The organism is Streptomyces sp. NPDC056231 (assembly GCF_048270745.1).
Lineage (GTDB): Bacteria > Actinomycetota > Actinomycetes > Streptomycetales > Streptomycetaceae > Streptomyces.
In genome coordinates this window covers 172683-185916 of sequence record NZ_JBLVKW010000006.1, presented here as the reverse complement: position 1 = coordinate 185916, position 13234 = coordinate 172683, and the positions used below count along the sequence as shown (strand labels likewise).

Genomic DNA, 13234 nt, shown 5'->3' with positions numbered 1-13234 from the left:
CTGTCACCACGCCAGCTGCGCAATCTCCTCCGCCACCACCGCACACGCATCCGCCGCCGGATCGATCAACGGAAAGTGCCCGACATCCTCCAGCAGCGTCAGCCCCACCGTCTCGCCGGCCTTCGCCGCCGCGTCGACGAACGCCTCCGCGACCGCCTGCGGCACCGTGAGGTCGGTGCGTCCCTGCACCAGCGCCGTGGCAATTCCCGTCGGCAGCAGCACAGCCGGGTCGGTGTACGTGCTCCTGGCCGCGAAGTCCTCTTCCGTTCCGAGCAGTTGACCCACCGCACCGGAGCAGACATCCAGCTCCACCGCCGTGGCGAAGTCGGCGATCGGCGCCAGGGCGACAACGCCGCGCAGCGGCGGCGCCGCGGGCAGCCGCCACGGCGACCCTTCCGGGAGTACGTGCCGGGCCGCTGCCCACAACGCCAGGTGACCGCCCGCGGAGTGGCCGGTGACGACGATCCGCCGCGCATCGGCCTCCGGCAGTTCACGGGCCAGCAGTGCGGGCAGCGCGTCCATCGCCGCGGCGACGTCGTCGAACGTCTCGGGCCAACGGCCCGCGACCGGGCCGGAACCGCGCTGCTGCGGGACCTCGCTGCCGCGCCGGTACTCGACATTGGCGACGGCGAACCCGCGCCGGGCCAGGAAGTCCGCGAGCGGCGACACATGCTGCCGGTCGTACGGCGCCCGCCACGCACCGCCGTGCAGGAGGACCACGACGGGTGCCCCGGCCCGCCCGTCCCGCGGGGCGTAGAAGTCGATCACCTGGTCGGGGTGGTCGCCGTAGGCGGCGGTGGCGTCGGCGGCGACAGCCGGATGCGAGAACGCCGACTCGGTCTCGACTGCGTCCCGATCACGCGCGGCGGAATCCGACATGCTGCTCCAACCATCCGACAGAGGTGCCCAACTGGCCTGACCAGCGGGGACGGTATCAGCACGGGACACCGCGTCCCCACGGGGATTGATCGTGGGGACGCGGCAGGCGTCACACCCCGCCGAGCGGCCCGCTCATCACCTCACCCAGCACCCGCGCAGCCCGCTCCACATCCGCGAACCCCACGTACAACGGCGTGAACCCGAACCGCAGCACATCCGGCCGCCGCAGATCCCCGACCACGCCCCGGGCGATGAGCGCACGCATCGCAGGCTCGGCGACCGCCGCGTCCACACACCGCAACGACACCTGGCTGCCGCGCTCCCCGTGCGCCCCCGGGGTGACCGGGACGACCACGCCCTCCGGCACATACGCCCCGACGCACTCCAGGAAGAAGTCCGTCAGCGCCAGCGACTTGGCCCGTACCGCCTCGACCGGCACCCCGTCCCACACGTCCAGCGCCGCTTCGAGCGCCAGCATGGACAGGATGTCGGGGGTTCCGACCCGGCCGCGCACGGAACCGTCCGCCGGAGCGTAGCCCGGCGCCATCGCGAACGGGTCGGCGTGCGAGGTCCACCCCGGCAGCGGCGAGTCGAAGGCCGCCTGGTGCCGCTCGGCGACGTACAGATAGGCGGGCGAACCGGGCCCGCCGTTGAGGTACTTGTACGTGCAGCCGACCGCCAGGTCCACCCCGTGCTCGTCGAGTCCGACCGGCAGCGCGCCCGCGCTGTGGCACAGGTCCCAGACCGCGAGCCCGCCCGCCGCGTGCACGGCGGCGGTGAGACCGGGCAGGTCGTGCAGCCGGCCGGTGCGGAAGTCGACGTGGTTGAGCAGGACGACCGCGGTACGCGGACCGACCGTACCCGGCACGTCCGCCGGGGCGACGGGGACGAGCCGGTGCCCAGTCATCCGGGCGGCGGACTCCGCGATGTAGCCGTCCGTGGGAAACGTCGTCGCGTCGACCAGGATCTCGTCGCGTCCCTCCGGCGCCAGCCTGCTCGCGGCAACGACTGCCTTGAAGACGTTCACGCTCGTCGAATCGCCCACCACGATCTGGCCGGCGGCGGCCCCGACGAGCGGGGCGATCCGGTCGCCGATCCGCTCGGGCGCGGTCCACCAGCCGCTCTCGTCCCAGGACCGGATGCGCAGCTCACCCCACTCGCGGGTGAGGACCTCCTGCATCCGGGCGGGTACGTGCCGGGGCAGCGCCCCCAGCGAGTTGCCGTCCAGATAGACGGTGTCGTCGAGGGTGAACAGCTTCCGAAGATCGGCGAGCTCGTCGGCGGCGTCGAGTGCCGCGGCCCGCGCGGCGAAGGTCTCAGACATGACTGCGCGCCGTCCACAGCTCCGGGAACACATTCTTCGTGGCGCGTTTCTCCAGCCACGCGACCCCGGCGGAGCCGCCGGTGCCGGTCTTCGAACCCATCGCGCGCCGGGTGGCGATGAGGTGGTCGTTGCGCCAGCGCCACACCAGTTCACCGACGTCGGTGAGCGCCTCGCCGAGCCGGACGAGCTCGTCGTGCCGCTCGGGATCGGCGTAGATCTCCGCCCAGACGGCCTCGACCTCGGGGGACGGCTCGTACTTCTGCGTCAGGTCCCGGCCGAGCACGGCCTGCGGTACGGCGTGGCCGCGCCGGGCGAGCAGGGCGAGTACCTCGTCGTACAGACCCGGTTCGGCGAGCGCCTTCTCCAGTTCGGCGTGGACGCGGGGTGCACCCCGGTGCGGTACGAGCATGGACGCGGACTTGTCGCCGAGCAGGAACTCCATCCGCCGGTACATCGCCGACTGGAAGCCGGAGCCCTCGCCGAGTGCGCCACGGTAGGAGTTGAACTGGGCGGGGGTGAGCTGGGCGAGCGGCGTCCAGGACGCGTTGAGCGCCTCGAGTTCCCGAACCGACCGCTTCAGCGCGTCGCGTGCGACCGTCAGCCGGTCCTCGCGCAGGGCGTGTGCCGCGGTCTCCCACTCATGGACGATGACCGTGAACCACAGCTCCATGACCTGGGTGGTGACCAGGAAGACCATCTCGCCGGGATCGTCGGAGCGGAGGTGCTGAAGGTGGGTCAGGACATCCGCCTGGACATAGTCCTCGTACGGAGTCGTTCCCGCGAAGTCCAGGTGCGGGGTGTCCGCACCGGTGGCTTCGGGGTCGGGGTGGATCGTCGACATTGCTGTCTCCTCGACACGAGCTTCCGGGTAGCGGTCCGCCCCTTCCGTGAGGTGGTGGAGCTCCGGTCCCCTGTCCGCATCCTAAACGGAGCCCCGCAGACCGCGATACGTCTGCGGGGCCGTGAACAGGGCGTATGCGCCTGCTATCCCAGCATCTCGGCGGCGGTCGGCGACGAGTCGCGGAGGAACGCCGAGCAGCGCTCGTACTCCTCCTGCTCACCGATCGCCTGTGCGGCGCGTGCCAGGGCGTGCAGGGCGCGCAGGAAACCGCGGTTCGGCTCGTGCTCGAACGGTACGGGCCCGTGGCCCTTCCAGCCGGCCCTGCGGAGCGCGTCGAGCCCGCGGTGGTAGCCGGTGCGGGCATAGGCGTACGACTCGATGACGCGGCCGCCCTCGAACGCCTCGTCGGCGAGCTGCGCCCAGGCCAGTGAGGAGGTCGGGTACTTCGCGGCGACGTCGGCGGGGGCGGTGCCGTTCGCGAGCAGCTCGCGCGGCTCCGGGTCGTCGGGCAGGTGGGTCGGGGAAGGCCCCCCGAGCAGGTTCTCGTGGATGGACATGGTTTCAAGTGTGCCTGGCACATGCGTGTCGGGGGTAGCCGGGCACCGTCGAGCGGTCAGGCCCGGCCCGGGTCCCCGTTCTCGTCCCGCGCGGGCTCCAGGGGAGGTGCCGCGACACCGCAGTGCACGGTGCATTCGGGACGCGCCTTGCTCTTCCGGGCCGCGGGCGGTGTCCGTACGGTCGCCCAGGCGATCACCGAGCCCAGCACCATGAGCCCGGCACACATCGGCATGGCCCGCCGGAAGGTCGCGGCGAACTCACCGGCGTCGCGGTACGCCTCCGGCCCCATACCGGCGAGCAGCGGCAGTGCGGCCACGGCGATCAGCCCGGCGGCGCGGGCGGCGGCGTTGTTGATCCCGCTGGCCAGCCCGGCGCGCGCGGTGTCGACGGAGGCGAGGACGGTCGCGGTGAGCGGCGCCACCAGGGTGACCAGGCCGAGGCCGAGCACGGCGACGGCAGGCAGCACGTGCTGTACGTACGCGGAGACGGAGGCATCGCCGGGCCCCACCCGCAGCATGAGCAGCATCCCGGCGGCGGCCAGCAGCGGCCCGACGGTGAGCGGGATACGGGGGCCGATGCGCTGCCCCAGCTCTCCCGACGAAGCGGAGAAGAGCAGCATCAGCACCGTGCTCGGAAGGAGGGCGGTCCCGGCGCCGAGGGCGGAGTACCCGGCCACGACCTGGAGCTGAATGGCGGAGAGGAAGAAATAGCCGCCGAGCGCCGCGTACACACAGAGCGTGACGACATTGACGGCGGTGAACTGACGGGACTCGAACACCGACGGCGGCAGCATGGGGTTCTCCCGCCGCCGCTCCACCTGCACGAACGCCACTCCGAGCAGCACTCCGCCCACGGCCGCCCCGATCACCGCGGCAGACGCCCCCTGCCCGGGAGCCTCGATCAACGCGTATGTCACCAGGGCCAGAGCCAGCGCGCCGAGCACGGCCCCCAGAACATCGAAGCGCCCGTGCGCGTGCGGGTCCCGCGACTCCGGCACGTGCCGCAGCGCGACCGGCGCACAGATCGCGGCGACCGGCACATTGATCAGAAACACCCACCGCCATCCCGGCCCGTCGACGAGCCATCCCCCGACGAACGGCCCGATCGCGGCCCCCACCCCACCGAAGCCGGACCACAGCCCGACCGCGCGTGCCCGATCGTCCGGATGGAAACTGGCCTGGATCAGCGCCAGAGACCCGGGCGTGAGCAACGCCCCGCCCACCCCCTGAAGGGCCCGGGCCGCAATCAGCACCGCAGCATTCGGCGCGACGCCGCACAGCAGTGAGGCGGAAGCGAACCACACCACTCCCGTGACGAACACCCGCCGCCGCCCGTACCGGTCCCCGAGCGCCCCACCGAGCAGGATCAGCCCGGCAAGGGTCAGCATGTAGGCGGTGACGGTCCACTGGAGAGCGGCGAGGTCGGTACCGAGGGCCTTGCCGATACGGGGCAGGGCGACGTTGACGACGGTGGAGTCGAGCATGGCCATGGCGGACCCGAGGACGGTGGTCAGAACGACCCAGCGCCCGGGTGCGGAGGCGGCACGGATCTGACCGGCGGGTGTCTCGCCCATGCGAGCAGCATCCCCGGTCCGGCGGGAGGTGGCCAGTCCAGGACGGGCACCTGCCGGACGGGGGCGCCTCGCGCCCGCCCCGCCGGGATCAGCGCACCGCCTTCAGCGCCCTGATCAGCGCCTCGACACCCGCCTCCACCTTGCTGCGCGGGCACCCCACGTTCAGACGCAGGAAGCCCTCCGCGCCGTACACCGCTCCCGGCATGATCGCGACCTTCTCGCGTTCGATCAGCGCCCGCTGCAGCGCCTCGTCGTCCACACCCAGCGGGCGCAGGTCGATCCACGCCAGATAGCCGGCCTGCGGCGGTTCCCAGGACAGCTCGGGGAAGGCCGTGTTCAGGCGTTCCGCGACCCGTGCCAGGTTGTCACGGACGTACGCCCGGACCGCGTCCAGCCACTCCCCGCCCTCCCGGTACGCGGCTATGTGCGCGGTCAGCGACAGGACCGCCGGGGAAGCGAGCCCCTCTGCCGTCTCCATGCGGCGCAGGAACTCCGTCCGGTCCGCCGGGTCGCCGATGATGCCGTACGAGCCGGTCAAAGCCGGGAAGTTGAAGGACTTCGAGGCGGACGAGATCACCGCCCAGCGGCCCCCGCCCGCGTCCGCCACGCGCGCCCACGGCACATGCCGATGGCCCTCGTGCACGAAGTCCGCGTGGATCTCGTCGCTGATCACCGCGACCCCGTGGCGCGCCGCCAGCGCCGCCGTCTCGACGAGCTCCGGCTCCGTCCACACCCGGCCGGTCGGGTTGTGCGGCGAGCACAGCACCAGCACCTTCGCGTCGGGGCGCGCCAGCTCCCGCTCCAGCTCCTCCGTGTCGCCCACCGGCACGCCTCGAAGCTCCCGGCCGAGACCGGTGATCGCCTTGCGGAAACCGTCGTACGTGGGGGTGTGGACGACGACGCCGTCGCCCTCGGCCGTCCACATCTGGAGAAGCTGCGAGAGCTGGCTGAGCACCGACGGGGCGTAGACCAGCCGGCCGGTGTCCAGCTCGGTGCCGTACCGGGTCCCGTACCAGTGCGCTATCGCCGACCGGAAGTCGTCCTGCTGCCAGCTGGTGTAGCCGAGGACGCCGTGGTCGAGGCGGGTCCGCAGCGCGGTCAGCACCTCCGGGGCGGTCTCGAAGTCCATGTCGGAGATGGTGAACGGGAGGAGCCCGTCGACCCCGAACCGGTCGGCGACTCCGTCCCACTGGACACACCAGGTGCCCCTGCGGTCGACGACGGTGTCGAAGTCATAGCGTGCGCTCGCCTCCACCAGTGCTCCTTCTGCTCGTTCGCGGACGTGCCATGGGCCCGGCACCCCCAGGGAGTACCGGGCCCACGGCCGCTGTTCGTGCCTGCTGCTACTTCAGCTTCGTGCCGGTGGACCGCAGGTTGGCGCAGGCCTCCGTGACGCGCTTGGCCATGCCTGCCTCGGCGGACTTGCCCCAGCTGCGCGGGTCGTAGACCTTCTTGTTGCCGACCTCGCCGTCGACCTTCAGCACGCCGTCGTAGTTGCGGAACACGTGGTCCACGATCGGGCGGGTGAAGGCGTACTGGGTGTCGGTGTCGAGGTTCATCTTCACGACGCCGTTCTCCAGCGCGGTGGTGATCTCCTGCTCGGTGGAGCCGGAGCCGCCGTGGAAGACGAAATCGAACGGCGACGACTTGCCGTACTTGGCGCCGACGCCCTCCTGAAGGTCCTTCAGCAGCTCGGGACGGAGCACGACGTTGCCCGGCTTGTAGACGCCGTGCACGTTGCCGAAGGACGCGGCCAGCAGGTAGCGGCCCTTCTCGCCCAGACCGAGCGCCTCGGCGGTACGCAGCGCGTCGTCGACGGTGGTGTACAGCTCGTCGTTGATCTCGTGCGTGACGCCGTCCTCCTCGCCACCGGTCGGAGTGATCTCGACCTCAAGAATGATCTTGGCGGCGGCGGCCTTGGCCAGCAGCTCCTGGCCGATGGCCAGGTTGTCGGCGAGGGTCTCGGCCGAACCGTCCCACATGTGGGACTGGAACAGCGGGTTCAGGCCCTTGGCGACGCGCTCGGCAGAGATGTCGAGCAGCGGACGTACGTAGCCGTCCAGCTTGTCCTTGGGGCAGTGGTCGGTGTGCAGCGCGACCGAGATGTCGTACTTGGCGGCGACGACGTGCGCGAACTCGGCGAGGGCAACGGCGCCCGTGACCATGTCCTTGTTGTGCTGGCCGCCCAGGAACTCCGCCCCACCGGTGGAGATCTGGACGATGCCGTCGCTCTCCGCCTCCGCGAAGCCGCGCAGTGCAGCGTGCAGGGTCTGGGTCGACGTCACATTGATGGCCGGGTAGGCGAACTTGCCGGCCTTCGCCCGGTCGAGCATCTCGGCGTAGACCTCGGGGGTTGCGATGGGCATCTGACCGCTCCTTGGGATGTGCGGGTGTGCGTTGCTGGTTCCCTGACCTGGGGGCGACGTCATCGTCGCCCCCATCTTCCCAGACTCTCGCTCGGGCTCCACCTGGCGGACTCCCCCAACGTTCGGGCCGGGGTCGCAGGAGGCATACGCCGAGGGCGGACGGTTTCACGTGAAACCGTCCGCCCTCGAAGAAAGCCGCAGGTCAGGCCAGGCCGAGGTCCGACACCGTGTAGGCGTGGACATACGGGAGACCTGCCTCGGCGATGGCCGGAGCCGCACCCCGCTCCACGATCGTGGCGACGGCGACGACCTCGCCACCGGCCTCGCGTACCGCCTCCACAGCCGTCAGCGGCGAACCGCCCGTCGTCGAGGTGTCCTCGACGACCAGGCATCGGCGGCCCTTCACGTCCGTGCCCTCGATCCGGCGCTGCATCCCGTGCGCCTTCTGCGCCTTGCGGACGACGAACGCGTCCATCCGCTCCCCGCGCGCGGCGGCAGCGTGCAGCATCGACGTGGCGACCGGGTCGGCGCCCAGGGTCAGCCCGCCCACGCAGTCGTAGTCGAGCTCAGCGGTCGCGTCCAGCATGACCTGACCGACCATCGGAGCAGCCTCGCCGTCCAGCGTGATGCGGCGCAGGTCGATGTACCAGTCGGCCTCGAGACCCGAGGAAAGGGTCACCTTGCCGTGCACCACGGCCTTGTCCTTGATCTGCTGGAGCAGGTCAGCGTGTACGTCAGTCATGGCTACGAGCTTAGACCGGCCACCGACCCGCACATGGGGGCGCCCGGCGACGCCGCTCGGTGATCCACTCCCCGTCGTGGGGGAAGCCGTAAGGCCGCCCGCCTCAGAGCCTGCGCCAGCTCCAGGTCGCCGCGATCTCCAGCGGGTCGATCGGGGTGACATAGCGCGGCGTGGTGTTCAGTCCGTTCGGCGGACCCGACTGCGGTTCCACGCAGACCGCCTCATCCTGCTCGTCGTAGACGACGACCCACTCGGTCCGGCTCCTCACCTTCAGTTCCAGTTGCTGCGGCCAGGTGAGCGTCACGTCGACCCCATCGGGCATCCCGAAGCAGTCGTCCCACGGGCCGGGCAGCGGCGGGATCCGGCGGCCGGTCGGCAGATGGTTCTCGCCCCGCTCCTCCTGCCAGGCGGCATCGAAGCCGATCTGCACGTCGTCACCGCCGGTTCCGAGGTTGCGCAGGAACCAGGGGTGCCAGCCGGCCTGTGCGGGGAACGAGTCCCCGTACGTCTCGATGCCGAACGCGAGCGTGAGCGAGTCCTCGGCCAGTTCGAAGGTCTGGGTGACCCGGCCCGGGTACGGCCACGGCTCGGCCAGGTCGTAGTAGAACGCCGCCTCGGCCCCACCCTCCTTCGCCGTGAGCCACGCAGTGTCACGGCCAGTGCCGTGAATGGCGTGCGGCGGGGAGTTCAGCGGCAGCTGATGAGGCACATCGCCGTTGTGGAACCGGCCGTTCTCGGTCCGCCCGCACCACGGCACCATGGGGAAACAGCCGTACCGCTCCCCCTGCCGCAGCAGTTCGGTGCCCCCGATCCGGAGGCTGCTGATGCGGCAGCCGTTGGCGGGGTCCACGGTCAACTCGGTATCGCCGACGGACAGCCGGACGTTCTTCTCGCTCCTGCTCACACGACGACATTACTGGCGACGCTACCTCCGCCGCCGCCGCAGCGCCCGGCCGACGACGACCGCGGAGGCGAGCGCGAGTGCGGCCGCCGGGGCCACCCAGCGCAGGGTGGCGCCCGCAGTGGTCGACTCGGGCGACGGCACGGGGGCGTACCGGCCGCGCGGCGGCGCGTGATCGACCTCCTCGGCGCTGCGCCCGATCATGGTCCGGCGTGCGTGCGCGGCCTCGGCAGGCGGGCCGTCGGGGACGGAGAACCCCATGTCCGGGGAGGCTTCCAGCGAGGACGGCGGCACCGGCGCCTCGAAGACCGAGCCGGTGCCGGGGGGCGTCCGGTCGGAGGGCGCCTCGGCAGGGGACGTGCCGTCGGACGGCGCCTCGGCGGAGGGTGCCTCCTCGGACGGCGATTCGCCGGACGGTCCCTCGTCGGACGGTGCGGAGGCGGCAGGCACTCCGTCGGGCGCCGCCTCCTCCGGCTCGGCGCCCGCGTCGTGGGTCGCCAGTGTCTCGGTCACCAGCTGCTGCGTGAAGCGGTCCAGCAGCCGGTACGCCGCCGCCAGCGCCGCGTCCGGTTCCAGCTCCACGATGCGGCCCTCGCCGCCCGCCGTGCCCGTGAACCCGATCGTCGTACCGCCGTCCGTCTCCGTCAGGCGGATCGTCAGGCCGAGCTTCGCCGAGCCGGTGCCCCGCGCCTCCACGCCCTCACCGGTGACGGAAACTCCTGCCCCGTCCGGCAGCGCGGTCGGGGTCAGCGTGCCGCGGTACGTGATCGTGTGGCCGCCGATCCGGACCTTGAGCCGGCCGGCCAGCGGGCCCGCGGACACGTCGGCGTCCTGCTGGAGGCCCGGCACGCAGCGTGCGACACGGTCGGGGTCGCGCAGCGTCCGCAGCAGGGACGGGACCGGAACCGGAACGAACACCTCATGCTCCATGGAAACCGAGCCTACTCAGGCACGGCCGCCCCGTCAGCGCTTCCGCACCCGGAAGAGCCGGGATCTCCCCCGGGGCGACACACGTCCGGTCACCGGGACCGGACGTGCCCCCGCGCGCCCTCACGGCTCCTCCCAGTACCGCGGATGCACGAGCGTCGACGGCGCCTGACCCCGCAGCCGTCGGCTCTCCGCGTACCGGGCCGCCCGCGCCAGTACCCCTGCTGTGAGGAACCGGAGTTTCGGCGGACGCGGCGGCAGGTGAAGGGCCGGTGGTCTCACACCCGGGCGGGCGAGGACGAAGCCCCAGTCGGGGCGGCCCTGCGCAGCGCCCGTCGTGCGGTCCGGGCCCGCCGCGAAGCCGGACAGACGCCCGCTGACGCGGTACGGGCGGGTCAGCAGGCCGGCCGCCCTCATGGACGCCTCGACCGTCCAGAACGTCCGGGGCCGGACGACGGGCGGGCCCGCGTGTACCACCAGCCGTCCGCCCGGCGCGAGAGCTTCGGTGACCAGGCCGTAGAACTCCGCCGAGTACAGCTTCGTGCTCGCCGTGATCCCGGGGTCCGGCAGGTCGGAGATCACCACGTCGTAGCCGCCGTGCGACGCCTCCCGCAGCCAGGTGAACGCGTCCGCGGCGACGGCGGTCAGCCGCGGGTCGCGGTACGCGTGCGCGTTCAGCGCGGAGAGCGCGGGGTCGGTACGGGCCAGTCGGGTGACGCCGCGGTCGAGCTCGACGACCGTGACGCTCCGCACGTCCGGGTAGCGCAGCACCTCGCGGGCGGCCAGGCCGTCGCCGCCACCCAGGATCAGCACCCGGGCATGGCGCCCGTTCATCGCCGGATGAACCAGCGCCTCGTGGTACCGGTACTCGTCACGGGCGCTGACCCGCAGCCGCCCGTCCAGGAAAAGGTCCAGGGAGCCGCGACCGGCCCCGGTGAGGACGACCTCCTGCACGTCGGTCTGCACGGCGACCCGCACCTGGTCCCCGTACACCGCGCGCCGGGCCACCCGCTCGAAGTCGTCGACGAGCACCGTGGCGGCGGCCAGCAGAGCGATCACCGTCACGTTGGCGACGATCAGCAGCCACCGGGACCGCCGGGTCAGGTCCCGCCGGAACACCCACAGCACCAGCGTCCCGCCCGCCGCCGCGTTGACCGTGCCGGTGAGCAGCGCCCCGGTGAGCTGGCCGAGGTCCGGCAGCAGGAAGAAGGGGAACGCCAGCCCGCCGACCAGCGCACCCACGTAGTCGGCGGCGAACAGATCCGCGACCGCCCCGCCCGCGTCCTGCCGGTCGACGCGCTGGATCATCGTCATCAGCAGCGGGATCTCCGCACCGATCAGGATCCCCATGGCGAGCGAGAACGCGACCAGCGCGAAACGTGACTCCCCCATCCACGCGAACGACGCGTAGAGCACGAGCGCCGAGCAGCCGCCGATCAGCGCGAGACCCGCCTCGATCAGCCCGAAACCCACGGCGGCATGGCTGCGTAAACGTTTCGCGAGCAGCGAGCCGACCCCCATCGCGAAGACCATCACGGAGAGCACGACGGATGTCTGGGTGACGGAATCGCCGGTCAAGTAGGCCGCGAGGGCAACCAGTTCGAGTTCGTAGACCAGCCCGCACGCGGCGCAGACGAAAACTGTGGCCAGCACGAGGAACCGACCGGTCCGCGGTCGTACGGGAAGCCGCGGCGCACCCCCTCGCAACGACACCTGCACCTGCTGGTCGATCATGATGCGAACGCTACGTCACGCTGCCGTCGCCGCCTGTCACCCACAAGGGTGCAAGTACCGCGCACGCAGCCGAGTTGAGGCGATTCAGCGCGCCGTCACCGGCATCCGCACTCCCACCCGGGTGCGGGTCACCACCAACTGCCCCTCCTGCGGGTACGCGTGCCAGGTGCGCCACCTGACCTGGCCCTCCGACCGCTGCGCGAGCATGGCGGTGAAGGCGTGCGGGCTGCCGGGGAACGTACCTGCGAGGCCGTGCGGATGGTCGGTCACCAGCGCGAGGAGCTCCTGCGCACGCCCGGCGAAGGAGCCCGCGGAGAGCGTCTCGACGCGCGCCGCGAATTCGTACTCCCAGTCACCGAGTCGCTTGGCGACGCCGAGCGGCAGCGGTGTGGAGCTGCCGGGGATGCAGGCGACCGTTTCGGAACAGGTCCCGCCGCCCTCTTCGAGAAGCACCTGGTGGGAGGCGCCGAGCAGACGCAGCTGCAGTTGGGCCCCGTCGAGCTCGAGGTCGAGCACGGCCAGGGCTGGGAGCGGTTCACGCCCCAGCGCCCAGGCCAGGTCGGCAGCACGGGTGTCGGAATAGGCCGTCTGGAGGGTCGTGAGCATGGGTCGGCTCCGCAAAACACGCATGGACACATGGACAGGGGACGCCCCGTAACGACGCACGTGGAGGTGGGGAACGCCCGATCAGGTCCAACTGGGGTCCGAGGGCTGGATGTTCTCTCCAACGAGGGAATCACGAAGTACGCAGCGTCCACAGCGTTTTTGCCCAACTTGACGTGGTTTCCATCCCCTCGGGGGCCCCACGGTTCAACTGTTCACCGCACACGCACTGTGCGGCCCAACAAAAAGGTGCCCGGCGGGAGTTCGCCCGCCGGGCACCTTCATCACGCGGACCAGCTGCCCCGTGTCAGCTGCCTCCGCCGCATCCGCCACCGCCGCCGCACGAAGAACCGCCACCGCACGAAGAACCGCCGCCGCACGAGGAGCCCCCGCCGCACGAGTGACCGCCGGAGTGCCCACCGGAGTGGCCGCCGGAGTGGCCGCCGGAGTGGCCGCCGGAGTGGCCGCCGCTGCCGCAGGACGAGCCACCGCTGCCGCAGGACGAGCCACCGCCCTCGCCGCCCGCCCACCAGCCGCCACCGGCGGCCGCACCACTGCCCGAGCCACCGCCCGCGCGGCGCCGCCTGCTGCGCACCCGGCCCGGTCTCCGGTTGGCCGCCACCGCCAGCAGCAGCACCACAAACCCGACGGCCACGACCCCGATCAGCACATCAGGAGAAATCCTCATCGACCTCACGTCCCTTCCGTCCCCCGAAGCGAGGCCCCCCGCTTCACACCGCTTCTCGCGTGAATGGGGGGATGCCCTCGGCCCCGCGGAGCCAAAGC

At 71.7% G+C, this 13234-nt stretch carries 13 protein-coding genes; all 13 read right to left on the bottom strand.

Annotation, left to right across the window (positions count from 1 at the left end; genetic code table 11):
• Positions 1-3: 3 nt before the first annotated feature.
• Positions 4-879 (bottom strand): alpha/beta hydrolase, encoded by an 876-nt coding sequence (locus ACNPQM_RS08320; RefSeq protein WP_418083478.1) that lies wholly within the window; start codon positions 877-879, stop codon positions 4-6.
• Between the two features lie 109 nt (positions 880-988).
• Positions 989-2203, bottom strand: coding sequence for a kynureninase (gene kynU / locus ACNPQM_RS08315; protein ID WP_418083477.1), 1215 nt, complete (start codon positions 2201-2203; stop codon positions 989-991).
• Positions 2196-3044, bottom strand: a complete 849-nt coding sequence (locus ACNPQM_RS08310; protein WP_358857040.1) for a tryptophan 2,3-dioxygenase family protein — start codon at positions 3042-3044, stop codon at positions 2196-2198. Before ACNPQM_RS08310 ends, kynU begins: the two co-directional genes overlap by 8 nt.
• Before the next feature lie 143 nt (positions 3045-3187).
• Positions 3188-3601, bottom strand: a complete 414-nt coding sequence (locus ACNPQM_RS08305; protein ID WP_418083476.1) for a DUF3151 domain-containing protein — start codon at positions 3599-3601, stop codon at positions 3188-3190.
• Between the two features lie 56 nt (positions 3602-3657).
• Complete coding sequence (locus tag ACNPQM_RS08300; protein WP_358857038.1) at positions 3658-5175, bottom strand: MFS transporter; 1518 nt, start codon at positions 5173-5175, stop codon at positions 3658-3660.
• A gap of 88 nt (positions 5176-5263) precedes the next feature.
• A complete protein-coding gene (locus tag ACNPQM_RS08295; protein WP_418083475.1) occupies positions 5264-6430 on the bottom strand; it encodes a MalY/PatB family protein in 1167 nt (388 codons plus the stop codon).
• Between the two features lie 88 nt (positions 6431-6518).
• Positions 6519-7541 carry a class II fructose-bisphosphate aldolase gene (gene fbaA, locus ACNPQM_RS08290; protein WP_358857036.1) on the bottom strand — a complete coding sequence of 341 codons (1023 nt, stop codon included), beginning with the start codon at positions 7539-7541 and terminating at the stop codon, positions 6519-6521.
• 202 nt (positions 7542-7743) lie between these two features.
• Entirely contained in the window at positions 7744-8283 is a 540-nt protein-coding gene (gene pyrE / locus ACNPQM_RS08285; RefSeq protein WP_358857035.1) for an orotate phosphoribosyltransferase, read from the bottom strand.
• A gap of 103 nt (positions 8284-8386) precedes the next feature.
• The gene (locus ACNPQM_RS08280) at positions 8387-9187 is read right to left on the bottom strand and encodes an aldose 1-epimerase (RefSeq protein WP_358857034.1); all 801 of its coding nucleotides are present in this window, start codon (positions 9185-9187) and stop codon (positions 8387-8389) included.
• A 21-nt stretch (positions 9188-9208) separates the two neighbouring features.
• Positions 9209-10114 (bottom strand): SRPBCC domain-containing protein, encoded by a 906-nt coding sequence (locus tag ACNPQM_RS08275; RefSeq protein ID WP_418083474.1) that lies wholly within the window; start codon positions 10112-10114, stop codon positions 9209-9211.
• Positions 10115-10234: 120 nt separating this feature from the next.
• Positions 10235-11845 carry a polyamine aminopropyltransferase gene (locus tag ACNPQM_RS08270; protein WP_358857032.1) on the bottom strand — a complete coding sequence of 537 codons (1611 nt, stop codon included), beginning with the start codon at positions 11843-11845 and terminating at the stop codon, positions 10235-10237.
• 84 nt (positions 11846-11929) lie between these two features.
• Positions 11930-12451 (bottom strand): DUF2617 family protein, encoded by a 522-nt coding sequence (locus ACNPQM_RS08265; protein WP_358857031.1) that lies wholly within the window; start codon positions 12449-12451, stop codon positions 11930-11932.
• Positions 12452-12755: 304 nt separating this feature from the next.
• Positions 12756-13136, bottom strand: a complete 381-nt coding sequence (locus tag ACNPQM_RS08260; RefSeq protein WP_418083473.1) for a hypothetical protein — start codon at positions 13134-13136, stop codon at positions 12756-12758.
• Positions 13137-13234 lie beyond the last annotated feature (98 nt).

What these genes read in the sequence shown, in the direction of transcription:
- ACNPQM_RS08270 (WP_358857032.1), bottom strand. Translation starts at nt 11,845, where the DNA reads ATGATCGACCAGCAGGTGCAGGTGTCGTTGCGAGGGGGTGCGCCGCGG.
- pyrE (WP_358857035.1), bottom strand. Translation starts at nt 8,283, where the DNA reads ATGACTGACGTACACGCTGACCTGCTCCAGCAGATCAAGGACAAGGCC.
- ACNPQM_RS08260 (WP_418083473.1), bottom strand. Translation starts at nt 13,136, where the DNA reads ATGAGGATTTCTCCTGATGTGCTGATCGGGGTCGTGGCCGTCGGGTTT.
- ACNPQM_RS08300 (WP_358857038.1), bottom strand. Translation starts at nt 5,175, where the DNA reads ATGGGCGAGACACCCGCCGGTCAGATCCGTGCCGCCTCCGCACCCGGG.
- ACNPQM_RS08305 (WP_418083476.1), bottom strand. Translation starts at nt 3,601, where the DNA reads ATGTCCATCCACGAGAACCTGCTCGGGGGGCCTTCCCCGACCCACCTG.
- ACNPQM_RS08275 (WP_418083474.1), bottom strand. Translation starts at nt 10,114, where the DNA reads ATGGAGCATGAGGTGTTCGTTCCGGTTCCGGTCCCGTCCCTGCTGCGG.
- ACNPQM_RS08320 (WP_418083478.1), bottom strand. Translation starts at nt 879, where the DNA reads ATGTCGGATTCCGCCGCGCGTGATCGGGACGCAGTCGAGACCGAGTCG.
- fbaA (WP_358857036.1), bottom strand. Translation starts at nt 7,541, where the DNA reads ATGCCCATCGCAACCCCCGAGGTCTACGCCGAGATGCTCGACCGGGCG.
- ACNPQM_RS08310 (WP_358857040.1), bottom strand. Translation starts at nt 3,044, where the DNA reads ATGTCGACGATCCACCCCGACCCCGAAGCCACCGGTGCGGACACCCCG.
- kynU (WP_418083477.1), bottom strand. Translation starts at nt 2,203, where the DNA reads ATGTCTGAGACCTTCGCCGCGCGGGCCGCGGCACTCGACGCCGCCGAC.
- ACNPQM_RS08265 (WP_358857031.1), bottom strand. Translation starts at nt 12,451, where the DNA reads ATGCTCACGACCCTCCAGACGGCCTATTCCGACACCCGTGCTGCCGAC.